This window comes from Mycobacterium sp. 5-140-3-2 (genome assembly GCF_035666375.1).
In the GTDB taxonomy this organism is placed as follows: Bacteria; Actinomycetota; Actinomycetes; order Mycobacteriales; family Mycobacteriaceae; genus Mycobacterium; species Mycobacterium intracellulare.
In genome coordinates, this window is record NZ_CP142025.1 from 3998143 (window position 1) to 4019490 (window position 21348).

Annotated in this window: 20 protein-coding genes; 9 read left to right on the forward strand and 11 right to left on the reverse strand. The window is 70.0% G+C overall.

Going from position 1 to position 21348, the window contains the following annotated elements:
* Positions 1-3 precede the first annotated feature (3 nt).
* The 4 genes from P6281_RS18495 to P6281_RS18510 form a co-directional block, all read right to left on the reverse strand.
* Positions 4-717 (reverse strand): HNH endonuclease family protein, encoded by a 714-nt coding sequence (locus P6281_RS18495; RefSeq protein ID WP_014382993.1) that lies wholly within the window; start codon positions 715-717, stop codon positions 4-6.
* Positions 714-2933, reverse strand: a complete 2220-nt coding sequence (gene recG, locus P6281_RS18500) for an ATP-dependent DNA helicase RecG (RefSeq protein WP_324738466.1) — start codon at positions 2931-2933, stop codon at positions 714-716. Before recG ends, P6281_RS18495 begins: the two co-directional genes overlap by 4 nt.
* 2 nt (positions 2934-2935) lie before the next feature.
* On the reverse strand, positions 2936-4585 hold the full coding sequence (locus P6281_RS18505) for a DAK2 domain-containing protein (RefSeq protein ID WP_324738467.1): 1650 nt from the start codon (positions 4583-4585) through the stop codon (positions 2936-2938).
* Positions 4586-4750: 165 nt separating this feature from the next.
* The gene (locus tag P6281_RS18510) at positions 4751-5413 is read right to left on the reverse strand and encodes a transglycosylase SLT domain-containing protein (protein ID WP_324738468.1); all 663 of its coding nucleotides are present in this window, start codon (positions 5411-5413) and stop codon (positions 4751-4753) included.
* A gap of 480 nt (positions 5414-5893) precedes the next feature.
* On the opposite strand from P6281_RS18510, the gene rpmB reads away from it, so the two are divergent.
* A complete protein-coding gene (rpmB, locus tag P6281_RS18515; protein ID WP_008258973.1) occupies positions 5894-6085 on the forward strand; it encodes a 50S ribosomal protein L28 in 192 nt (63 codons plus the stop codon).
* Positions 6086-6091: 6 nt separating this feature from the next.
* On the opposite strand, the gene P6281_RS18520 is transcribed toward rpmB, so the two are convergent.
* Positions 6092-6913 (reverse strand): mycofactocin-coupled SDR family oxidoreductase, encoded by an 822-nt coding sequence (locus tag P6281_RS18520; protein ID WP_008258974.1) that lies wholly within the window; start codon positions 6911-6913, stop codon positions 6092-6094.
* A gap of 2 nt (positions 6914-6915) precedes the next feature.
* On the reverse strand, positions 6916-7818 hold the full coding sequence (locus tag P6281_RS18525; RefSeq protein ID WP_008258976.1) for an SDR family NAD(P)-dependent oxidoreductase: 903 nt from the start codon (positions 7816-7818) through the stop codon (positions 6916-6918).
* Between the two features lie 67 nt (positions 7819-7885).
* On the opposite strand from P6281_RS18525, the gene P6281_RS18530 reads away from it, so the two are divergent.
* The 4 genes from P6281_RS18530 to P6281_RS18545 are packed head-to-tail and all read left to right on the forward strand — an operon-like array spanning position 7886 to position 11595.
* A complete protein-coding gene (locus P6281_RS18530) occupies positions 7886-8329 on the forward strand; it encodes a nuclear transport factor 2 family protein (protein WP_008258978.1) in 444 nt (147 codons plus the stop codon).
* Between the two features lie 5 nt (positions 8330-8334).
* A complete protein-coding gene (locus tag P6281_RS18535; protein WP_324738469.1) occupies positions 8335-9525 on the forward strand; it encodes a sulfotransferase family protein in 1191 nt (396 codons plus the stop codon).
* Complete coding sequence (locus tag P6281_RS18540) at positions 9518-10762, forward strand: hypothetical protein (protein WP_324738470.1); 1245 nt, start codon at positions 9518-9520, stop codon at positions 10760-10762. Before P6281_RS18535 ends, P6281_RS18540 begins: the two co-directional genes overlap by 8 nt.
* A 2-nt stretch (positions 10763-10764) precedes the next feature.
* Positions 10765-11595, forward strand: a complete 831-nt coding sequence (locus P6281_RS18545) for an oxidoreductase (RefSeq protein ID WP_008258981.1) — start codon at positions 10765-10767, stop codon at positions 11593-11595.
* Between the two features lie 10 nt (positions 11596-11605).
* Here the strand turns inward: P6281_RS18545 and P6281_RS18550 are convergent, their stop codons facing one another.
* From P6281_RS18550 to P6281_RS18560, 3 genes are read right to left on the reverse strand one after another with little or no spacing between them, the layout of a single operon-like run.
* Complete coding sequence (locus P6281_RS18550) at positions 11606-12535, reverse strand: NADP-dependent oxidoreductase (protein ID WP_008258982.1); 930 nt, start codon at positions 12533-12535, stop codon at positions 11606-11608.
* A gap of 5 nt (positions 12536-12540) precedes the next feature.
* Positions 12541-13224: a uracil-DNA glycosylase gene (locus P6281_RS18555; protein WP_324738471.1), complete on the reverse strand. Its 684-nt coding sequence runs from the start codon at positions 13222-13224 to the stop codon at positions 12541-12543.
* A 41-nt stretch (positions 13225-13265) separates the two neighbouring features.
* Positions 13266-14213, reverse strand: coding sequence for a thiamine-phosphate kinase (locus P6281_RS18560; RefSeq protein ID WP_324738472.1), 948 nt, complete (start codon positions 14211-14213; stop codon positions 13266-13268).
* A gap of 45 nt (positions 14214-14258) precedes the next feature.
* Between P6281_RS18560 and P6281_RS18565 the strand changes: the two genes are divergently transcribed.
* Positions 14259-14843 (forward strand): DUF3515 domain-containing protein, encoded by a 585-nt coding sequence (locus tag P6281_RS18565; RefSeq protein ID WP_202376614.1) that lies wholly within the window; start codon positions 14259-14261, stop codon positions 14841-14843.
* On the opposite strand, the gene P6281_RS18570 is transcribed toward P6281_RS18565, so the two are convergent.
* On the reverse strand, positions 14844-15989 hold the full coding sequence (locus P6281_RS18570; RefSeq protein WP_202376615.1) for a D-alanine--D-alanine ligase family protein: 1146 nt from the start codon (positions 15987-15989) through the stop codon (positions 14844-14846).
* A gap of 31 nt (positions 15990-16020) precedes the next feature.
* The gene (locus tag P6281_RS18575; RefSeq protein ID WP_202376616.1) at positions 16021-17064 is read right to left on the reverse strand and encodes an NAD(P)H-dependent glycerol-3-phosphate dehydrogenase; all 1044 of its coding nucleotides are present in this window, start codon (positions 17062-17064) and stop codon (positions 16021-16023) included.
* Between the two features lie 154 nt (positions 17065-17218).
* On the opposite strand from P6281_RS18575, the gene cofC reads away from it, so the two are divergent.
* From cofC to P6281_RS18590, 3 genes are all read left to right on the forward strand, one after another.
* Positions 17219-17869, forward strand: a complete 651-nt coding sequence (gene cofC, locus P6281_RS18580; RefSeq protein ID WP_201407857.1) for a 2-phospho-L-lactate guanylyltransferase — start codon at positions 17219-17221, stop codon at positions 17867-17869.
* Positions 17870-18011: 142 nt separating this feature from the next.
* Positions 18012-20213, forward strand: a complete 2202-nt coding sequence (locus P6281_RS18585) for an RNA degradosome polyphosphate kinase (protein WP_009952778.1) — start codon at positions 18012-18014, stop codon at positions 20211-20213.
* Between the two features lie 84 nt (positions 20214-20297).
* Positions 20298-21245, forward strand: a complete 948-nt coding sequence (locus tag P6281_RS18590; protein WP_202377521.1) for an NUDIX hydrolase — start codon at positions 20298-20300, stop codon at positions 21243-21245.
* Positions 21246-21348 lie beyond the last annotated feature (103 nt).

A 21348-nucleotide genomic window follows, 5' to 3' on the forward strand; every position in this document is an offset into this window, starting at 1 on the left:
CGGCTACCCCGCGGGGCAGCTCGCGGCGGCCTGACGCAAAACACCGGTCGACGCCGCATCCACCGGCAGCGCATAGCCGCGCAGCACGGCGATGAATTGCATGGCGTACTGGCAGGCGAACGCCCCGTTGGGTGGCATCCATTGGCCCGGCGCCGAATCGCCCTTGTCCTGATTGGCCGGCCCGTCGACGGCCAGCAGGTTGGCCGGATCGTTGGCGAAGCGCAGCCGCTCGGGCGCCGGCCAGCCGTACGCGCCCATGTCCCAGGCGTACGCGAGCGGCACGATGTGGTCGATCTGCACCGATTCGCCGACCTTGGGGCCGCGCGCAAAGGCGATCGTCTTGTTGGTGTACGGGTCGTGCAGCGTGCCGGTGGCCACGGCGTCCGGGCACCGCTTGATCGACACGTACGTCTTGTCGACGAGATCGCGGTTGAGGATGTCGTCGCGGGTGTCGCACCCGTTGTGCCCCAACGGCGCGTCGTTGTCGTCATCCCAGGCGTCGCCGAACGCCGCCCGCAGGTAGTCGTAGCGGTGCAGCCGCACCGGCACGACCGGGATGCCCGCGAGCACGTCGACGCCGGGCAGCACCGTCGGAACGTCCGCGCGCGCAGCGTATTCCGCGGAGTGCCGGGAGGCCGAGGTCCCGACAGTCTGGTAGGCCACCACCACCGCGAGCGCGGCCGCCGCGGCCAACCACAACAGCACCTTGCGGTTCAACTCTTGTCCAGGTATTCGATGCGGTCGGTGTCGGTGAATCGCGCCGCCAGCACGGCCAATCCGGGATCGGAGGGGTCCTCGGAATAGGTTCGGACGCAGAATTCCCGCGCCGCCTCGATGTACTCCAGGTGGTCGGCCAGGGACAGCAACCGCAGCGTGATCGCCCGCCCGGACTGGTTGCGGCCCAAGACATCTCCCTCGCGGCGCTCCTTGAGGTCCAGGTCGGCCAGGGCGAAGCCGTCCAGCGTCCCGGCCACCGCGCGCAGCCGTCGGCCGGCCGGCGAGTCGGGCGCGGACCAGCTGGCGAACAGGCACAGGCTCGGGTGCCGGCCGCGGCCGATCCGGCCGCGCAGCTGATGCAACTGGCTGATCCCGAACCGGTCGGCGTCCATCACCAGCATCACGGTGGCGTTGGGGACGTCGACGCCGACCTCGATGACGGTGGTGCACACCAGCACGTCGATCTCGCCGGCGCGGAAGGCCGCCATCACCGCGTCCTTCTCGTCGCCGGACAGCCGCCCGTGCATCAGCCCCAGCCGCAGGTGCGCCAGCTCGCCGGAACGCAGTCGGGCGTAGAGGCCTTCGGCGGTCTCGGGGGCCTTGGCGTTCTGTTCCTGCGCGCCCGGATCGTCGTCCTCGTCGATGCGGGGCGCCACCACGTAGGCCTGCCGGCCGGCGGCGACCTCTTCGCTGATGCGCTGCCAGGCGCGGCCGAGCCAGGTGGGCTTGTCCTTGACGAAGATGACGTTGCTGGTGATCGGCTGGCGTCCACGCGGAAGTTCGCGCAGCGTCGACGTTTCCAGGTCCCCGTAGACGGTGAGCGCGACGGTGCGCGGGATCGGCGTCGCCGTCATCACCAGCAGGTGCGGGGTGACACCGGGACGGGCCTTGGCCCGCAACTGATCTCGCTGTTCGACCCCGAAGCGGTGCTGCTCGTCGACCACCACCATGCCCAGGTTGTCGAACTCCACCGCGTCTTGCAGCAGCGCGTGGGTGCCGACGACGATGCCCACCTCACCGCCGGCGATCTCGGACCGGATCTGCTTCTTCTGCGCGGCGGTCATGGAACCGCTGAGTAGCGCCACCCGGGTGGCCCGATCGGCGCCGCCCAGCTGTCCCGCCATCGCCAGCGGGCCGAGCACGTCGCGGATGGATCGAAGATGTTGCGCGGCAAGCACTTCCGTCGGGGCCAGCAGCGCGCACTGATAACCGGCGTCCACCATCTGCAGCATCGCCAGCACCGACACGATCGTCTTACCCGAGCCCACCTCCCCCTGCAGCAGGCGGTTCAGCGGGCGGTTGGACGCCAGCCCCTCGGACAGCACGCCGAGCACGTCACGCTGCCCCGCGGTCAGCTCGAAAGGCAACCGCCCCAACAGTTCCGCGGCCAAACCGTCCGAACGCGGCGGCGCCGGGGGCCCCGATTCCGAAAGCTCGCCGTGCCGGCGGGCCACCAGGGCCCACTGCAGCCCGACGGCCTCGTCGAAGGTCAGGCGCTCGCGTGCCCGCTGACGGCGGGGCTCGCTTTCGGCGAGGTGGATGTCGCGCAACGCCTGATCCTCGGAGACCAGGCCGAATTTCGCGCGCAGGTCCTCGGGCAGGGGATCGGGCACCGGGTCGAGGACGTCGAGCACTTGGCGCACGGTGGCGAAGATGGTCCAGCTCTGCAGCTTGGCGCTGGCCGCATAGATTGGGAAGAAGTGGCGCTGATACGCGTCCGCGATGTCTTCGCCGGTGGTGGCGTGCGAGGCGTTGGCGATGCTCTTGAGGGACACGGTGCCGCGGTTCTTCCCGTCCGGCGTGTCGAGGAGGAGAAACGCGGGATGGGTGAGCTGCATGACGTTCCTGAAGAACCCGACCTCGCCGGAGAGCATCACCTTGGTGCCGGTGGTGAGGTCCTTTTTGATGTAGTTCGCGTTGAAGAACGTGGCGGTCACCTTGTTGCGCCCGGAGCCGAGCGTGATGCGGTGGCAGACCTTCTTCGGCGTCTTCTTCATCGGGAACGTCTCGGTGTCGGTGATCGTGTCGACGATGGTGATGTGTTCACCGGCGGGCGGCCGTTCGTCGTCGGCGTCCCAGCGGCTGGCGCCCTCGGTGTAGCTGCGGGGGTAGTGGCGCAGCAGGTCGTTGACGGTCCGGATGCCGAACACCTCGTCGAAGAGCTCCACGACCTTCCCGCCGACGGCGTAGTCCAGCCGGTCGGACAGCGACACCATCGCTACTCGACCCCGATCAGCAGCGCGTCACCGTGGTGGCCGGTGCGGTAGGTGACCAGTTCGGTCCCCGGGTGGTGGTCGTGCATGTGCTCTTCCAGGATGTCGCCGACGGCGCCGACGTCCCCATCGGTCTCGATGCCGGCGCCCAGCAGCACGGTTACCAGGTCGCCGCCGGAGGCCAGCAGGAGGTCGAGCAGGCCGATCGCCGCCTCGACGGCGTCGGCGGCCACGATCAGCACCTCGTCGCCCGCGATGCCCAGGCCGTCGCCGGGATGGCAGCGGCCCGCCCAGGTCAACGCGCTCTCGGTGGCGATGCGCACCGATCCGTGCCGCGCGGCGCCGGCCGCCCGGGCCATGGTGTAGCCGTCGTCGACGGCCTGCCTGCCGGTCTCGTGCACGGCCAGCGCGGCCAGGCCCTGCACCATCGACCCGGTCGGGATCGGCACCACGTCGATCCCCCAGCCGATGGCCGCCGTGCACCCCGCGACCAGCTCCTCGGCGGCCACATAGCCGTTGGGCAGCACCATCACCTGCGCGGCGCCGGTGTCGACGACGGCGCGCATCAGCTGGTGCGCGCTGATGTTGGTCGTGGGATCGTGCGCCGCGGGGTCGCGTTGCAGCACGGAGGCGCCTTCCCCGGCGAACAGCTCGGCGGCGCCGTCGCCGTCGACGACGGCCAGCACCGCCCGTTCCCGCGTCCAGCCGCCCGCGGGCAACCCGGGGGCCCCGGAGCTCAGGGCCGAGATGACGATGCGGCTGAGTCGTCCGGCCGTCAGTCCCGCCTCGACGGCGGCGCCGGCGTCGTCGGTGTGCACGTGCACGGAATAGGTGCGTTGCGCGGACGACGGCGCCGACGCGATGCCCACCGAATCGCCCAGGTCCTCCAGCCGGTCCCGCAGCGCGTCCGCCGCCGCGGGCTCGCAGCCGTCCAGCCGGTACATCACCTCGAATTGGGGCGCCGGGCGCGGCGCGGGGGCTTCGGTGCGCTGCGCCCGCGGCGCGAGCTCGTAGACCGCCCGGGCCGGCGCCTGCCCCGTGATGGTGGTCCGCAACGCGTCCAGCAGGACCAGCAGGCCCCGCCCGCCGGCGTCCACGGCTCCGGCGTCGGCGAGCACGTCGAGCTGCTCGGGGGTCTTTTCCAGGGCGACCACCGCCGCGTCCCCGGCGGCGATGACCGCCGGCGCGAGCCCGTCCCCGGCGCGCGCGCACTGCTGCACGGCGGTCGCGGCGGCCCGTAACACCGAGACGATGGTCCCCGGGACTTCCTCGCCGCCCATCGAGGTGATGACCAGCTCCACGCCGCGCTGCAGCGCATCGCCCAGCACGACGGCGTCGATGTGGGGCAGGTCGCCGCCGGCGTCGCTCGCGGCGGTGGCGGTGACGTCGGCGAGGCCACGCAGGATCTGCGACAGGATCACCCCGGAGTTGCCACGGGCGCCGTTCAGCGCGCCGGCCGACAGCGCGGCCGCGGCCCGGGCGGCGCACCCCGAGCCGCCCTGCGCGTTCAGTTCCGCCAGGGCCGAACGCATGGTGAACAGCATGTTCGCGCCGGTGTCGGAGTCGGCGACGGGAAAGACGTTGAGTCGATTGATCTCGTCGATGTGGGTGATCAGGTCGCTGACGGCGGTGTGCGCCCAGTCTCGCAGGGTCATCGCGTCCAGGAGACGTAGCTGCGACGTATCAGCAGTGCCCAGTTGACCCACCTCCTCCGCACCTGTCTCCCGGTGGGCGCCAGCGTAGCCCGGCGACGCAGCCGCTGCGCTCAGTTGCTCCGCGCCGGTGAGGAAGATCGAGCGGCCCGCCGGCAGCGGCAGAGCTTAATAGCCCTGCCGGATACCGGGATTGGCCTGCCCCACCAGCGCGCGCTGATTGCTGCCGTCGCGGCTGACGCCGTAGCGGCTCATCTGATAGTTCATCGACGCGCATGCGGCCGCCACCGGATCCCACGCCGAGTTCGACGTCCCGGGCTGGTGGAAGGCCGCGAAGGTATCCGGCATTACCTGCCACGGGCCGCGCGTGGCGTGCAGCGGGCCACCGTCGAGCTGAGAAGGCCCGTAGGCGTTGCTGTCTGACAGGTTGATCGCACCCGAATGAAATTGCGATTCGTGGTCGGCGATGGTCATCATGCCCTCGATCCAGTGACCACGGGCCGACGCCTCGGTGACGCCGATCCGGGTCAGTGCCTCCTCGAGATAGCCGCGGATCGCGTCGGGTCCGTCCGGCCACACTCCCCGACCGTCGAAAGCGACCTGCCGCAGCTGGATTCCGCCGCGCACCGCGGCCGCCTCTTGCACCGCGGGACGAGGCGGACGGGGCTGCCACAACCACGTCGCATCGGCTGGAGCGGGGCCCGATGCTCTCGGGCCCGGTCCGCCCTGCCCGATGCCGTCCTGCCCGCCCACAGCGGTCGGGCAGTTGACCGACGTACTCCCTATGGCGACGCTGCCCAGCGCCGCCACCACCAGATAGGCCGCCGCCACCCGGCGCAACCTCAACACAAACCGTCGTACGCCCGCCGGTGAGCCCCGCCCGCTCTCGACGTCGGCTGGACCGGCGGCGTTTTCGGCGCGCGCAACCACCCCGCGCACTCCCCTCAAGCCTGCCGATATTCGCTTCCCAGCCTCATCCGCAGCTCCGCGCGGGCCGGCACCACCGGGAAGAAGACTTCAGCCAATCAGCGCGCCGTCCGCACCTGATACAGGCAGCGACCGCGCCGACCATCGGCGGCGACGCCATCCTAGCGGCGCCGCGTCCGAGCAGCCCGGATTCGCGCCGGTACTGTGATCGACTCGGTGTTTACCGCCCAAGGGGTCGCGGCGCACACCTGGCCCCGGCATGGCCCGGGCCGCCAGTCGACGTTTTGGTGGTTACCACGACAATCGGTATTCTGATTGGGCCCGGTGAGGCCGGGCTGTCCCGGCCGGATTGCCGGACCCCCGAGATTTTGAGGAGCTTGAACAATGGCCGCTGTGTGCGACATCTGCGGGAAAGGCCCCGGCTTCGGCAAGTCGGTGTCGCACTCCCACCGCCGCACCAGCCGCCGGTGGGACCCCAACGTCCAGACCGTGCACGTCGCCCGTCCGGGCGGCAACAAGCAGCGCCTCAATGTCTGCACGTCCTGCATCAAGGCCGGCAAGGTCGTCAGGGGCTAGTTCCCCCTACATGACGACGTGGCCGGCGTCGACCGGGATCGACACCCCGGTCACGTAGCGCGACCGCGGCCCGGCCAGCCACAGCACCGCCTCGGTGACGTCCCGCGCCTCGACCAACGGCACGCCGGGCAGCAGCATCTGCGAGACGGCCGGGTTCGGGTTCTCCGTCATCCGGTTCACCACGAAGTCGTTGAGAATCATCGGCGTCGCGACACCGCTGGGGTGCACCGAGTTGACCCGAATCTTGTGCGGCGCATACGCATTGGCCGCCGAGCGCATCAGACCCACGACACCGTGCTTGGACGCCGCGTAGGCGAACATCGCGGCGCTGCCGTCACCGCCACGTCCGGTCAGGCCCTGCGACGAACTGACCAGCACGACCGAGCCGCCGACGCCCTTGCGCACGATCGACGGGACCGTCGCCAGCATGGTGTGCCACACACCCTTGAGGTTGGTGTCGACGATCGTGTTGAACACCGGTTCGGCGTCGGGCTCGGTGACGCCGATCGCCACCACCCCGGCGTTGGCGATGACGACGTCGACCTCGCCGAGCTCGTCGATGCCCGCCTGCACGCCGGCCCGCAGACCCGCAAGGTCGCGCACGTCCGCGATCACCGGAACCGCTTTGCGGCCCGCCGACCCGACCAGCTGGACCGTTTCGGCCAGCTCTGCCTCGGTGCCCAACGCGTAGGGAATGGCCTCGAGGTCGGCGCAGATGTCGACGGCGATGATGTCGGCGCCCTGCTCAGCCAGCGCGACGGCGTGGCTGCGGCCCTGGCCGCGCGCGGCGCCGGTCACGACGGCGACGACGTTGTCGAATTCACCCATGCTCAGATCTCCAGTTTCGTGCCGGTCTCGCGCTCGGCGAAGGCCACCAGCCGCGCGGCCGTGTCGTAGTCGCACGCCAGTTGCGTGCGGCCGATGAGCACCGGCCCACCGCGCAGCCCGAACCTGCCGCTGACCCCGACGTAGCTGCCGGGCGGAATCGGCTCGCTGATGCAGTACAGCGTCGGCGCCGCGCCCTCGTCGATGTCGTTGGCCAACCGGTCGGCCACCGCCTTGACCCCCTTGTGGGCCAGCGACATCAGCGGCGAGTCGCCCAGGTTGGACAGGTTCGAGGCCACCCAACCGGGGTGGGTGAGCTGCGTGACGAGCGGCGATGCGGCCGCGCGCAGCCTGCGGTCCAGCTCGAGCCCCCACAGCATGACCGCGAGCTTGGACTGCGCGTAGGCGCCCAACCTCGTCCACTTGTGGCGGCGCAGGTGCAGGTCGTCGAGGTGCAGCGTCGCCGACCGGTGGGCGTCGGAGCCGACGTTGATGATCTGCGAACGCACCTTGGGCAGCAGCAAGTTGGTCAGCGCGAACGGCCCGAGCAGGTTGGTGCCCAGTGTCATCTCGAATCCGTCGACCGTCTCGGTGCGGCGGTCGGTGAGGGCGCCGGCGTTGTTGATCAGGATGTCCACCGGCTCGTCGATCAGGCCGGCGAAGGCCCGCACCGACGACAGGTCGGCGAGGTCGAGCTTGAGCACCGACGTCGCACCGCCGCCGTTCGCGGAGATTTCGGCAGCGCGTTGCTCGCCGAGTTCGGTGTTGCGCACGGCCAGGATCACGTGCGCGCCGGCGTGGGCGAGCGCGCGCGAGGTGCCCAGCCCCACCCCGTTGGTCGCTCCGGTCACGATCACGCGCTTGCCGGTCAGGTTGCCGAGCCTGCTCGGCGTCCACGGTAAGGTCACGGCGACTAAGAGTAATCGTCGGTTCTATGTAAGTTGGACCGGACGGACTTTCCCGAGGCGGTTCGACATGAGTGACAGCGCCACCGAGATCACGAATCTCATCTACACCTATGCGCAGCTGCTCGACGGCGGCGACCTGGACGGGGTGGCCCGCCTCTTCGAGCACGGCCGCATCTGCGGCGTCGAGGACGGCCCGCCGGAAACGGTGTTCGCCGGCTCGGCGCGGGTCCGCGAGATGTACGAAATGGCCACGCGCATCTACGAAGACGGCACCCCGAAGACCAAACACAACACCACCAACGTCCAGCTGTACATCGACGAGGCCCAGGGCACCGCGACGAGCACGTCCTACTACTGCGTCACCCAGGCCACCCCCGACCTGCCGCTGCAGGTCATCGTGACCGGGCACTACAAGGACACCTTTCACCGGGTGGACGGCGCCTGGTGTTTCGACAGCCGCACCATGTTCGTCGACCAGGTCGGCGACGTCAGCCACCACCTGAAGTTCTGAGCCTCGTGCCGTCCCCCAGCGTCTTCGAGCCGGCCGCCGTCCTGGCCGACGCGCAACGCAAGGAAGGGCTCACCGACTGGGGCCCGGGCGAATTCGAAGAGCCGCTGACCGTCCTGCTGCGCGACTATGCGCGGGCTGACCTCAACGCGATCGGCGCCCACATCCTGCGCTCGGGCATCGTGCACAGCCTGCGGATGCGGCTGCGCACCCAGGAGTGGATCCGCCGCCATCCGGAGATTCTCGACGAGCGGGTGGCCGCGCCGATCGTCGTCGTCGGGATGATGCGCAGCGGGACCACGCTGTTGCAGCGCCTGCTGGCGGCCGATCCGCGCTTCGTCTGCGCGTACGGGTGGGAGGTCGTCGAGGTTGCGCCGCGGTTGAACCATCCGTTCACCGGGGTGGATCCGCGCATCGCCATCAGCCAAGCGCGCGAAGCGAAATCGCGCGAACTGGTGCCCGAGTTGTTCTCCATCCACCCGATGTACGCCACCGAAGCCGAGGAGGAGATCGTCTTTTTGGCGGACGCCTTCTTGTCACACGTCCCCGAGTCGGGCGCCCACCTGCCCCACTACCGAACCTGGCTCGACGACCAGGACTTCACCCCCGCCTATGCCTTCCTGCACCGCATGCTGCAGTTCCTGCAATGGCAAAAACGCCAACGCGGGCTGGCCGGTCAGCGGTGGGTGCTCAAATCGCCGGCGCACCTGGGGTATTTGGGCCCGCTGCGCGCGCACTTTCCCGACCTGCACGTCGTGCACATGCACCGCGATCCCCGCACCACGATCGCGTCGGGGGCCAGTCTGAACGCCACGCTGCACGCGATGCACGCCGACGTCGTCGACGCCCACCGGGTCGGCGCGCAATGGCTGGCACGGATGGGCTGGACCAACGACCGTGCGATGACGACCCGCGACGGCTGGTCCGACGACGGTGAGCGCGTCACCGACATCGGGTTCGACGATGCGGTGGCCGACCCAATCGGGCAGGTGGCCCGCGTCTACGACGCGATCGGGCTGCCGCTGACGGCCGAGGCCGAGGACGCGATGCGGCGCTGGCTGCGTGAGCGTCCGCGCGAGGCGGCGCGCCCGCCCTACGGCCTGGAGAACTACGGCCTGCTTCCCGAGCATGTCGACGAGCGATTCACGTTGTACAACAAGCGATTTGCACAATATATCGGAGGAACAGCGCATGCCTGAAGACCCGGTCGCGACGGCATCCCAGCACGAACAGGAACTGGCGGCGCTCGAGCTGATCGAGCATCCCACCGTCAAGGCCGCGTACCGGACCGTCGCCGAAACCTGGCTGGGCCGCGCCAAGGCGTCCGACGCGATGCGCGAACGGTTCGACGACGCGTTCGCCGAGGTGATGTTCTCGGCGGCGATGTGGTCGTCCAACCAGGACAAGCTGCGACCCAAGGTCAGCTGCATCACCCGGCTGGCCCACCCCGTAAACGGCCGCCGGATCCCCGGATCGCGGTGGGGCATCGACAATCCCGACAGCGTGTACCGGGTGATCCCCATCTCCGGGGACGAGCGCTACGAGATCCACGGCCGGGTCGGCGAACACCGGATGACCGAGAACTACTTCACGCTCTGGGACGCGAACATGGGCACCGTCGACGTGCTCAACGGCCGCACGATGCGGGTCGACTCAGACGGCAGCTTCACCATCACCGTCGACTCCGAACCCGCCAACGGCCGGCCCAATCACGTGCGGAGCACCCCGGCGGCACACGAGTTCTACATTCGCGACGTGCTGCTGGACTGGGGCCGCGACGACCCCAATCACCTTGAGGTGCAACGGCTTAGCGGCCCGGCGTCAACACCGGCACGCACCCTTGACGAGCAGGCCGAGGCCACCGCCGCGATGATGGATTACTTCGCGAACTTCACCGGCAAGCTCAGCCACGGCGTGTACAAGATGCCGGCCAACCATTTCAACCTGGCCTGGTCGGCCGACAGGATCGGCGCCATGCGCAACCAGGTCTACGTGATGGGCCGCTTCGATCTCGCCCCCGACGAGGCGTTCGTCGTCGACCTGAATGACGGTGGCGCCGAATACTTCACCGTCCCGCTCAGCAACGTTTGGGGCACCACCCTCGAGCTCGTCGACCGTACCGGCAGCCTCAACAAGGCGCAGTCGGTCCCCAACCAGGACGGCACCTACACCTACGTGATCTCCCCCGTCGACCCCGGCGTGGCCAACTGGATCGACTCCGACGGCCTGCGCGAGGCCATCCTGACCCTGCGCATGGCGGAGTTCGGCGAGGCCGGTCCGCGGGAAGACCTCGGTGCGCGGGGCCGCGTCGTCAAGCTGGACCGGCTCGACGCGGAGGTGCCATACCTGGAGCGGGTGAGCCCGCAGCAGCGGACCGCCCAGCTCGCCGAGCGCCGCAAGGGATATCTGCGCCGCCTACCGGAAGGGACGATTTAGCGATGGCTCGCTGGCTGATCACGGGATGCTCCACCGGCTTCGGACGCGAAATCGCCCGCGCCGCACTGGAAGCCGGCCACAGCGTGGTGGTGACGGCGCGGCGCGCCGAGGCGGTGCAGGACCTCGCCGACGAGTTCGGCGACCGGGCGCTGGCCGTCGCGCTCGACGTGACCGACACCGGCCAGGTCGCGGCCGCGGTGGCGGCGGCCGACGAGGCCTTCGGCGGAATCGATGTGCTGGTCAACAACGCCGGACACGGCTACCTGTCCGCGGTGGAAGAGGGTGAGGACGCCGAGGTTCGAAAGCTGTTCGACGTGAACTACTTCGGCGCCGTCGACATGATCAAGGCGGTGCTGCCGGCCATGCGCGCCCGCGGATCGGGCCACATCATCAACATCTCCTCGATGACCGGCCTGGTGGCCAACCCGCCCAACGCCTACTATTCGTCGACCAAGTTCGCGCTGGAGGCGGTCACCGAGGCGCTCGCCACCGAGGTCCGCCCCCTGGGCATCAAGGTAACCGCCGTCGAACCCGGCGCGTTCCGCACCGATTGGGCGACAAGGTCGATGAAGGAATCCGGGGCGCCGATCACCGATTACGCCGACGTGGCGGCGCGCAAGGACCTGATCAAGCAGTTCGCCGATCACCTGCCCGGCGACCCGCGCAAGGTGGCCGAGGCGGTGCTGATGCTCGCCAAGCTCGACGACCCGCCGCTGCGGTTGCTGCTGGGCCGCGACGTGCTCAAGGCCATGCGGGACAAGATCGCCGCGTTGTCGGCGTCGATCGACGAATGGGAAGCCGTCACCAAGGACGTCAACTTCCCGGCGTCGTGACGCCGAGCCGTCAATCCCGCACGACCAGGACCGTCTTGCCGGCGCGGCCGCCCCGCTCCCGGCTTTCGAACGCCTCCCGGCCCTCGTCGAGCGGGAACGTCTGGGCGATCGCGACGTGCAACCGGTCGCTGTCGACGAGCGCGGCGAGCTCGGCGAGCTGATCCCGATTCGGTGTGACGATGAAGAAGGTTGCGCTGACGCCGAATTCGTCGGCCCGGCCGTCCGGCGGCGGTGCCGACAACGTCACCAGCCGGCCGCCGCGGCGCAGCACGCCGTAGGACCTTTCCAGCGTCTGCCCGCCGACGGTGTCGACGACGACGTCGTAGGCGGCGCCGGCCTCGTCGAATGCCTCGGTGCGCGTGTCGATCACCCGCTGCGCGCCGCAGCCGCGAAGAAGATTCGCGGTGTCGCTGCGCACGGTCGCGGTCACCCGCGCACCCAGCAGGGCGGCCAACTGAACGGTCAACAGGCCCACCCCGCCGGCGCCTCCGTGCACCAGCACGCTCTCCTTTGGCTGCACCGCGGCGTGATCGACCAGTGCCTGCAGCGCGGTCAGGCCGGCCAGCGGGAGCGCGGCGGCGACGACGTGGGAGACCGTCGACGGTTTGGCGGCCAGATCGGCCGCGGGCACGGCGACGAAATCGGCGGCCGCGCCGTCGCGGTCGAACGCGATCAGTCCGTAGACCTCGTCGCCGGGCACGAAATCCGTGACGTCGTCGGCCACCGCGGACACCACACCGGAGACCTCGTGGGACGGGATGACGGGGGTTCGGCTGACGCCGTCGCGGGTCCACGTCTCCTCCCATGTCAGCTCGTCGAAGGTGATGGCGGCCGCGTGCACGGCCACCAAGGCTTCCCCGGCCGCCGCGACCGGCACGGGCGCCCGCTCGATCACCAGCTGCTCCGGTCCGCCGCGCCGGTTCGCCCGTAGCGCGGTCATCTCGTTCAGGGCAGCCGCCAATCGATCGCGTCCGCGCCCATTCCGGCCAGCAGTTCGTTGGCACGGCTGAACGGGCGGGAGCCGAAGAACCCCCGCGACGCCGACAGCGGCGAGGGGTGCGGTGACTCGATGGCCACGCAATTGCCTTGGGCGAGAATTGGTTTGAGTGTCGAGGCGTCGCGGCCCCACAGGATCGCCACCAGCGGCAGCGAGCGCGCGGTCAGCGCCCGGATGGCGCATTCGGTCACCGTTTCCCAGCCCTTGCCCCGGTGCGACGCCGGATTGCTGGGTCGCACGGTGAGCACCCTGTTCAACAGCAGCACACCGCGCTGCGCCCAGGGCGTCAGGTCACCGCACGAGGGCGGGGGGTGGCCCAGGTCGGTCGTGTACTCCTGAAAGATGTTGGCCAGGCTGCGCGGCAGCGGCCGCACCTCGGGGGCCACCGAAAAGCTCAGCCCCACAGCGTGTCCGGGCGTCGGGTAGGGATCCTGTCCGACGATCAGCACCCGGACCTGGTCGAACGGATAGCTGAAGGCGCGCAACACATTCGGGCCGGCGGGCAGATACCTGCGCCCGGCGGCGATCTCGTCCCGCAGGAACTGCCCCATCTGGGCGACCTGCCCGGCCACGGGTTGCAGCGCGTTCGCCCAGCCCGGCTCGACCAATTCGCTCAGCGGGCGCGCCGTCATCGTCGGCCCTTCGCGATCGGGTAAACGGTCACCGCGTCACCCTAGTACGACTGCCAGCCGGCGTGGCCGCTCCACTCCTGATCGTCGACGAGCACCCGGGCGGGCCCGTCGAGCACCCGCCCGATGATGCGCCATCCGGCCGGCGCGGGTCCGGCGAAACATGCCACCAGGGCGTGGTCTTCGCCGCCCCCCAGCACCCACGGCCACGGATCGGCGCCTGCGGCGTCGGCCGCCGCGGCGAGCGCGTCGCGGTCGGCGGCCAGCGCCGCCGTGGACAGGTCGATGCCCACCCCCGACGCGTCGGCCACATGCCGCAGGTCGGCGATCAGGCCGTCGGAGACGTCGATCATCGCCTGCGCCCCTCCGGCGGCGGCGACCGCACCCTGACCGTACGGCGGCTCGGGCACCACATGCCGGCGCCGCAGCTCCTCGAAGCCGCCGATACCGGTGTGCCACAGGGCGAATCCCGCGGCCGAACGGCCCAGGTCGCCGGCGACGGCGACCAGCGAACCCGGCGTTGCGCCCGATCGCCGCACCGGCTCGCGGCCGCCGAGATCGCCGAGCACCGTCACCGCGATCACCCACTGCGGGCAGCTGACCAGGTCGCCGCCGGCGATGCCGGCCCCGACCCGTTGCGCCTCGTCCCACATCCCGTCGACGAGCGCGTCCACCGCGGCCGCCGGCGTCTCACCGGGCGCGCCGAAGGCGACGACGAACGCCGTGGGCCGCGCGCCCATCGCCTCGATGTCCGCGGCGTTCTGGGCGATCGCCTTGCGGCCGATGTCGTGCGGCGTCGACCAGTCCAGCCGGAAGTGGCGGTCCTGCACCAGCATGTCGGTCGACACCACGGTGCGGCCATCGCCGGCCGCCACCAGCGCCGCGTCGTCACCCGGCCCGAGCACCACAGCGGCGGGCTGGCGGCGACCGGCCACCAGGCGGTCGATCACGGCGAATTCGCCGAGTTGCCGCAGCGTCGATTCGTCCCGCACGCCACCCACGATAATTGGCCATCGGGGTGGGCTGAGGCGATAGTGATGTGGGGACAGGAGGTGCGGGCGGTGGCAACCGAATCGGACGCCGACGGCGGGCCGCCGCGCGCGGTGATCATCGTCGCGGTGGCGCTGGCCGTCACGACCATCGGGGTGATCCTGGCGATCGCGGCCACCCGTGAGGCGCCCCCGCAGCCGGTCGCCGTCGCGGGCGTCCCGGCGCCGCAGGCCGACAGCCCCGCGTGCCGGGCGCTGATGGACGCGCTGCCGCAGCGCCTGGGTGACTATCAGCGGGCGGCGCTCGAGCAGCCGGAACCGGCGGGCGCGGCGGCATGGCGCTCCGGGCGGGGCGCCGACCCCGTCGTGCTGCGCTGCGGCCTGGACCGCCCGGGCGAGTTCGTCGTCGGCTCCCCGATCCAGGTGGTCGACCGGGTGCAGTGGTTCCAGGTGCGCTCCGACCAGCAATCCGCCGGTGACGCCGGCAGATCCACCTGGTACGCGGTGGATCGCGGTGTCTATGTGGCGCTCACGCTGCCCACCGGGTCGGGCCCGGCGCCGATCCAGCGCCTGTCGGAGGTGATCGCGCAGCGCATCCCGGCCGGGCCCATCAGCCCCGGGCCGGCGCGCTAGCTAGCGCAGGCCCACACCGCGGGCCAGCGCCGTCTCGACCATCGTCGCCAGCAGGGTCGGGTAGTCCACGCCGCTGGCCGCCCACATCCGCGGGTACATCGAGATCGTGGTGAACCCCGGCATCGTGTTGATCTCGTTGAGCACCGGCCCGTCCTCGGTGAGGAAGAAATCCACCCGCGCCAGACCCTGGCAGTCGATGGCCCTGAAGGCGCGGACCGCCAATTGGCGCACTGTGTAGGCGATTTCGTCGTCGACCTTTGCGGGCACGTCCAATTCGGCGGCGTCGTCAAGGTATTTGGTGGCGAAGTCGTAGAACGAATCCTCGCGGCCCCGCACGCCTGCCACCCGGATCTCGCCGAGCGCGCTGGCTTCGACTGTGCCGTCGGGCATTTCGAGCACACCGCACTCCAGCTCGCGGCCGATGATCGCGGCCTCGACGATGACTTTGGGATCGTGGCGGCGCGCCGCGGCGACGGCGGCGTCCAGCTGGTCCCAGCTCGCTACCCGGCTCACACCGATCGAGGAACCTCCCCGGGCGGGTTTGACGAACACCGGCAGCCCCAGCCGCTGGCACTCCTCGGGCCGCAGCCGCGCGCGCGAGGGGCGCAGCACCGCGTAGTCGCCGACCGGCAATCCCTCGGCGGCGAACAGCTTCTTGGTGAACTCCTTGTCCATGCCGGCGGCGCTGGCCAGCACACCGGCCCCCACATACGGCACGCCGGCGAGTTCGAGCAGACCCTGGATGGTGCCGTCCTCGCCGTAGGGGCCGTGCAGCACGGGGAACACCACGTCGACGGACGCCAACACCTCACCGGCGCCGGGCGGCAGGGCGACCAATTGGCCGCCGCGCCGCGGATCGGCCGGCAGCGCCAGTTCGGTTCCCGACTCGGCGGTGACTTCGGGCAGCCGCCGGTCGGTGATCGCCAGCGCGGCCGGGTCGCCGTCGGTGAGCACCCAGGAACCTTCCGGGGTGATGCCGATCGCGACCACCTCGAAACGCTCGGGGTCGAGGTTGCGCAGAATGCTGCCCGCCGAGACGCACGAGATGGCGTGCTCGTTGCTGCGCCCCCCGAAGACGACGGCCACGCGCGCCCGCTCGCCGCCCCCCGAGCCGGGGCGCGGCGTCGACCGATCGCTGGCATTCACAATCTCAAGAGGCTACCGGGTAGGTGGGGTCTCACTCGGGCTTGGTGCGGCGGCCCAACAGCAGCGCCATCGCCTCGTCGACCGACAGCCCCTTGTGGCAGACCCGGTGCACGGCGTCGGTGAGCGGCATTTCGACGTCGTAACTGGCCGCCAGCGCCAGCACCGACTCGCAGGACGTCACACCCTCGACGACGTGCCCGTCGCCGCCGTCGGGCGTGCCGGAAAGAATCGACTCGACGGTTGCTCCGCGGCCGAGCCGTTCACCGAACGACCGGTTGCGCGAATGCGGGGAGCTGCACGTGGCCACCAGGTCGCCCACGCCGGCGAGCCCGGCCAGCGTCGCACCCTTGGCGCCCAGCGCGATCCCCAGCCGCATGATCTCGGCCAGGCCCCGGGTGATGATCGCCGCCGCGGTGTTTTCGCCGAGCCCCACGCCGGCGGCCATCCCGCAGGCGAGCGCGATCACGTTCTTGCACGCCCCGCCGATCTCGGTGCCCACCACATCACTGTTGGTGTAGGGGCGAAAGTATCCGCTGTTCAGCATGCGCTGCAGGGCGACGGCCCGGCCCGAGTCGCCGCAGGCGACCACGGTCGCGGCCGGCTGGCATCCGGCGATCTCGCTGGCCAGGTTCGGCCCCGAGATCACCGCGACGTGAGCGGGGTCGACGCCGGTCACCGCGACGATCACCTGGCTCATCCGCATCAGGGTGCCCAGCTCGATGCCCTTGGCCAGGCTGACCAGGGTCGCGCCCTCGCGCAGCAGCGGCCGCCAGCGCTCGAGGTTGCTCCGCATCGTCTGCGCCGGCACGCCGAGCAGCACCGTGGACGCGTTCTGGAGCGCCTCGGCGGCGTCGGCGGTGGCGCGGATGCCCGGCGGCAGCGACGTGCCGGGCAGATAGTCCGGGTTCGATCGGGTGGCGTTGATCCGCTCGGCGAGCTCGGGCCTGCGGGCCCACAACGTGACCTGTGTTTCCGGCCCGCCCGCCTCGACGAGCACCTTCGCCAGCGCCGTGCCCCACGCCCCGGCGCCCATGACCGTGACGGCGCCGGTCGAACTGGCATGCGTGCTGGTCATGTGTCACCCCCTGTCGTGGTCGGCGTTGCTCATGCGGCACGTGCAGCCGCTACACCCTAGATCAGCGACGGACCGGGCGTCACGCGGCCAGCGTGTCCCGCGCGCCGGGGCCATGACGCCGGCGCGCGGGGCCGCGCTGGCAGGATGACATCTCATGAGCGGCATACGAGCCGACGGCGCGGGCGATGTCGCGTTGATCATCGCCGTCAAGAGGTTGGCCGCGGCCAAGACCAGACTGGCGCCGGTTTTCTCGGCGCGCACCCGCGAGAGCGTGGTGCTGGCGATGTTGATGGACACCCTGACCGCCGCGGGGCGCGTGGAATCGCTGGGCTCGATCACCGTCATCACGCCCGACGACGCGGCGGCCGCGGCGGCCGCCGAGCTGGGTGCCGACGTGCTGGTCGACCCGACGCCCGAGGGCCACCCCGATCCCCTGAACAACGCGATCGCCACCGCGGCGCGCGCGGTGGCAACTTCGTTCTCCAATGTCGTTGCGCTGCAAGGCGATTTGCCGGCGCTGCAGACCCAGGAGCTGGCCGAGGCCGTCGCCGCCGCGCGCCAGCACCGGCGCAGCTTCGTCGCCGACCGGCTGGCGACCGGAACCGCGGCGCTCTTCGCGTTCGGGGGTCCGCTCGATCCCCGGTTCGGTACCGATTCCTCGGCGCGGCACCGCAGTTCGGGTGCGATCGAGCTGACCGGCGCGTGGCCCGGCCTGCGCTGTGACGTCGACACTCCGACCGACCTCGCTGCCGCCCGCCGCCTGGGGGTGGGCGCCGCGACCGCCCGCGCCATCGCCGCGCACTGATTTGCCTCACGAGCGGTCGATGTCCGGAAAGCGAACGTCGGCCCAACGGCGAATGGATTCCCGTGCGCGCTGCGCCCGGTGACGGCCTGTAGTGGCGACCCGCCACGGCCGCGCTCGCGATCACCACTGGCAGCACCCGCGCGTGATGAGCGATGATCGCAGGGTGACTGAAATCGAAGCTGAGGCGCGACCCGACGAGAATTTGTGGCATTCCGGCGACTCGGCCGTGGCGGCGCCCCCAGCTGCGACGCCTACCGCGATGACCGATCTGCCCGACGAGCGTTACCTCAACAGGGAACTGAGCTGGCTGGACTTCAACGCCCGCGTACTGGCGCTGGCCGACGACAATTCGTTGCCGCTGCTGGAACGGGCGAAATTCCTGGCGATCTTCGCCTCCAACCTCGACGAGTTCTACATGGTGCGGGTCGCCGGCCTCAAGCGCCGCGACGAGATGGGCCTGTCGGTGCGCTCCGCCGACGGTCTGACGCCGCGCAAGCAGCTGGCCCTCATCGGAGAGCAAACCCAGCGGATCGCCACCCGGCACGCGCGGGTGTTCCTCGATTCGGTGCGGCCCGCGCTGGCCGAGGAAGGCATCCACATCGTCACGTGGGCGGACCTCGATCAGGCCGAACGCGACGAACTCTCGGCCTATTTCACCGAACAAGTCTTTCCCGTCCTGACGCCGCTGGCCGTCGACCCAGCGCACCCGTTCCCATTCGTCAGCGGGCTGAGCCTGAATCTGGCGGTCATGGTCCGCCAGCCCGAGGATGGTGGCCAGCACTTCGCGCGAGTCAAGGTGCCCAACAACGTCGATCGCTTCGTCGAACTCGCCGCCCCCAGGTCGGGCCGGGACAGCGCCGCGGGCGAAGCCCGGTCCATCGTGCGCTATCTGCCGCTGGAAGAACTGATCGCGGCCTTCCTTCCTCTTCTCTTCCCCGGCATGGAAATCGTGGAGCACCACGCCTTCCGCATCACCCGCAACGCCGACATGGAGGTCGAAGAAGACCGCGACGAAGACCTGCTGCAGGCCCTCGAACGCGAACTGGCGCGCCGGCGGTTCGGCCCGCCGGTGCGGCTCGAGATCGCCGACGACATGACCGAGGGCATGCTGGAATTGCTGCTGCGCGAACTCGATGTGCATCCCGGTGACGTCATCGAAGTCCCCGGCCTTTTGGATCTTTCGTCGCTGTGGCAGATCTACGACCTGGACCGCCCGGCGCTCAAGGACCCCGCGTTCGTCCCCGACACGCATCCGGCCTTCGCCGACCGCGAATCCCCCAAGAGCATCTTCGCGACGCTGCGCGAGGGCGACGTGCTGGTGCACCACCCGTATGACTCGTTCTCCACCAGCGTGCAGCGATTCATCCAGCAGGCCGCCGCCGACCCCAACGTGCTGGCGATCAAACAGACGCTGTACCGCACCTCCGGTGATTCGCCGATCGTTCGCGCGCTGATCGAAGCGGCCGAGGCCGGAAAGCAGGCCGTGGCACTGGTGGAGATCAAGGCGCGCTTCGACGAACAGGCCAACATCCGCTGGGCGCGCGCACTCGAACAGGCGGGCGTGCACGTGGTTTACGGACTCGTCGGGCTCAAGACGCACTGCAAGACCTGCTTGGTGGTGCGTCGCGAAGGCTCGGCGATCCGGCGCTACTGCCACATCGGAACGGGCAACTACAACAGTAAGACCGCCCGTCTCTATGAGGATGTCGGCCTGCTGACCGCGGCCCCCGACATCGGCGCCGACCTCACCGACTTGTTCAATTCGCTTACCGGCTATTCGCGTAAGGTCTCCTACCGCAATCTGCTGGTGGCGCCGCACGGAATTCGCACCGGGATCATCGAACGCGTCGAACGTGAGATCGCGGCGCACCGCGAACGCGGGGACGGGCGAATTCGTCTCAAGATGAATGCGCTGGTGGACGAGCAGGTCATCGATGCGCTGTACCGGGCGTCGCAGGCCGGCGTGCGGGTCGAGGTGGTGGTGCGTGGCATCTGCGCGCTGCGCCCGGGTGCACAGGGCTACTCCGAAAACATCGTTGTGCGCTCCATTCTCGGGCGCTTCCTCGAGCACTCGCGGATCATCCATTTCCGCAACATCAACGAATTCTGGATCGGCAGCGCCGATATGATGCACCGCAACCTCGATCGCCGGGTGGAGGTGCTGGCTCAAGTCAAGGACCCCAAGCTCACCGCGCAGCTAGATGAATTGTTCGAGTCCGCACTGGATCCGTCCACGCGCTGCTGGGAACTCGGGTCCGACGGGCAGTGGACCGCGTCGCCGCAAGAGGGCCATACGGTGCGCGACCACCAAGTATCGTTGATGGAGCGGCATCGCAGTCCCTAGACCTGTGCGGTGATTTCCGGTTGTTCCCGGGCCGCAGCGTGATTGAACGTGCGACTCTGACCGAATTGACCTGCAGGAGTTGAGGTGCCGCCTTCGAGCTCGTCTAGCGCCCGGCGCTCTGGAAGCCGAGTCGTCCATGCCGCCGGCGCGGTCCTGTGGCGGCCGGGCGACGCCGACACCGCCGGCCACGATGTCGAGATCGCCGTCATCCACCGCCCCCGCTATGACGATTGGTCACTGCCCAAAGGCAAAGTGGACCCCGGCGAGACCGCGCCCGCGGCGGCGGTGCGGGAGGTGTACGAGGAGACCGGCCAACACGCCGTCCTGGGCAGGCGGCTCAACGCGGTGAGCTATCCGATCGACGCGGGCGTCAAAAAAGTCTCCTACTGGTCGGCGCGCGCCGTGGGCGGCGAGTTCGTTCCCGGCGACGAGGTCGACCGGTTGCTCTGGTTGCCGGCGGCCGAAGCCATGCGGAAACTCGATTACGCCCAGGACCGAAAAGTGTTGCGCCACTTCAACAAAAAACCGGCCGACACCCACACCGTGCTGGTGGTCCGGCACGCGACCGCGGGACGCAAGTCGCGCTTCTCCGGCGATGACACCAAGCGGCCGCTGGACAAACGGGGGCGCGCGCAGGCCAAGGCGCTGGTTCCCCAGCTGCTCGCCTTCGGTGCTTCGCGGGTGTACGCGGCCGACCGGGTCCGCTGTCATCAGACCGTGGAACCACTCGCCGAGGAGCTCGGCTCGACCGTGCACAACGAGCCCACCCTCACCGAAGAGGCCTACGCCAAGAACGCCAAACGCGGCCGCCACCGGATGCTGGACATCGCCGGCGAGCACGGCACACCGGTTGTCTGCACGCAGGGCAAGGTGATTCCGGACCTGATCGCGTGGTGGTGTGCCCGCGATGGGGTGCGGCCGGACAAATCGCGCAATCACAAGGGCAGCACCTGGGTGCTGTCGTTGTCGGGCGGCCGGCTGGTCGCCGCCGATCACCTCGGCGGTGCGCTGGCCGCCAACGTGCGCGCCTAGCGACAGAGCGACGGCCGACCGCAGCTCGATGGCGGCGGCCCGCCGCTAGCACACGAATACCCTCCGGGGCACCGCTGCCGCCGAAGGGTATTCGTGTCTAGAA

Bases quoted from the DNA above. Each gene is read 5' to 3' on its own strand.
- P6281_RS18575 (WP_202376616.1), bottom strand. From the start codon at position 17,064: ATGACCAGCACGCATGCCAGTTCGACCGGCGCCGTCACGGTCATGGGC.
- recG (WP_324738466.1), bottom strand. From the start codon at position 2,933: ATGGTGTCGCTGTCCGACCGGCTGGACTACGCCGTCGGCGGGAAGGTC.
- P6281_RS18565 (WP_202376614.1), top strand. From the start codon at position 14,259: ATGTGGGGACAGGAGGTGCGGGCGGTGGCAACCGAATCGGACGCCGAC.
- P6281_RS18540 (WP_324738470.1), top strand. From the start codon at position 9,518: ATGCCTGAAGACCCGGTCGCGACGGCATCCCAGCACGAACAGGAACTG.
- cofC (WP_201407857.1), top strand. From the start codon at position 17,219: ATGAGCGGCATACGAGCCGACGGCGCGGGCGATGTCGCGTTGATCATC.
- P6281_RS18545 (WP_008258981.1), top strand. From the start codon at position 10,765: ATGGCTCGCTGGCTGATCACGGGATGCTCCACCGGCTTCGGACGCGAA.
- P6281_RS18505 (WP_324738467.1), bottom strand. From the start codon at position 4,585: ATGACCCTGCGAGACTGGGCGCACACCGCCGTCAGCGACCTGATCACC.
- P6281_RS18550 (WP_008258982.1), bottom strand. From the start codon at position 12,535: ATGACCGCGCTACGGGCGAACCGGCGCGGCGGACCGGAGCAGCTGGTG.
- P6281_RS18520 (WP_008258974.1), bottom strand. From the start codon at position 6,913: ATGGGTGAATTCGACAACGTCGTCGCCGTCGTGACCGGCGCCGCGCGC.
- P6281_RS18530 (WP_008258978.1), top strand. From the start codon at position 7,886: ATGAGTGACAGCGCCACCGAGATCACGAATCTCATCTACACCTATGCG.
- P6281_RS18555 (WP_324738471.1), bottom strand. From the start codon at position 13,224: ATGACGGCGCGCCCGCTGAGCGAATTGGTCGAGCCGGGCTGGGCGAAC.
- rpmB (WP_008258973.1), top strand. From the start codon at position 5,894: ATGGCCGCTGTGTGCGACATCTGCGGGAAAGGCCCCGGCTTCGGCAAG.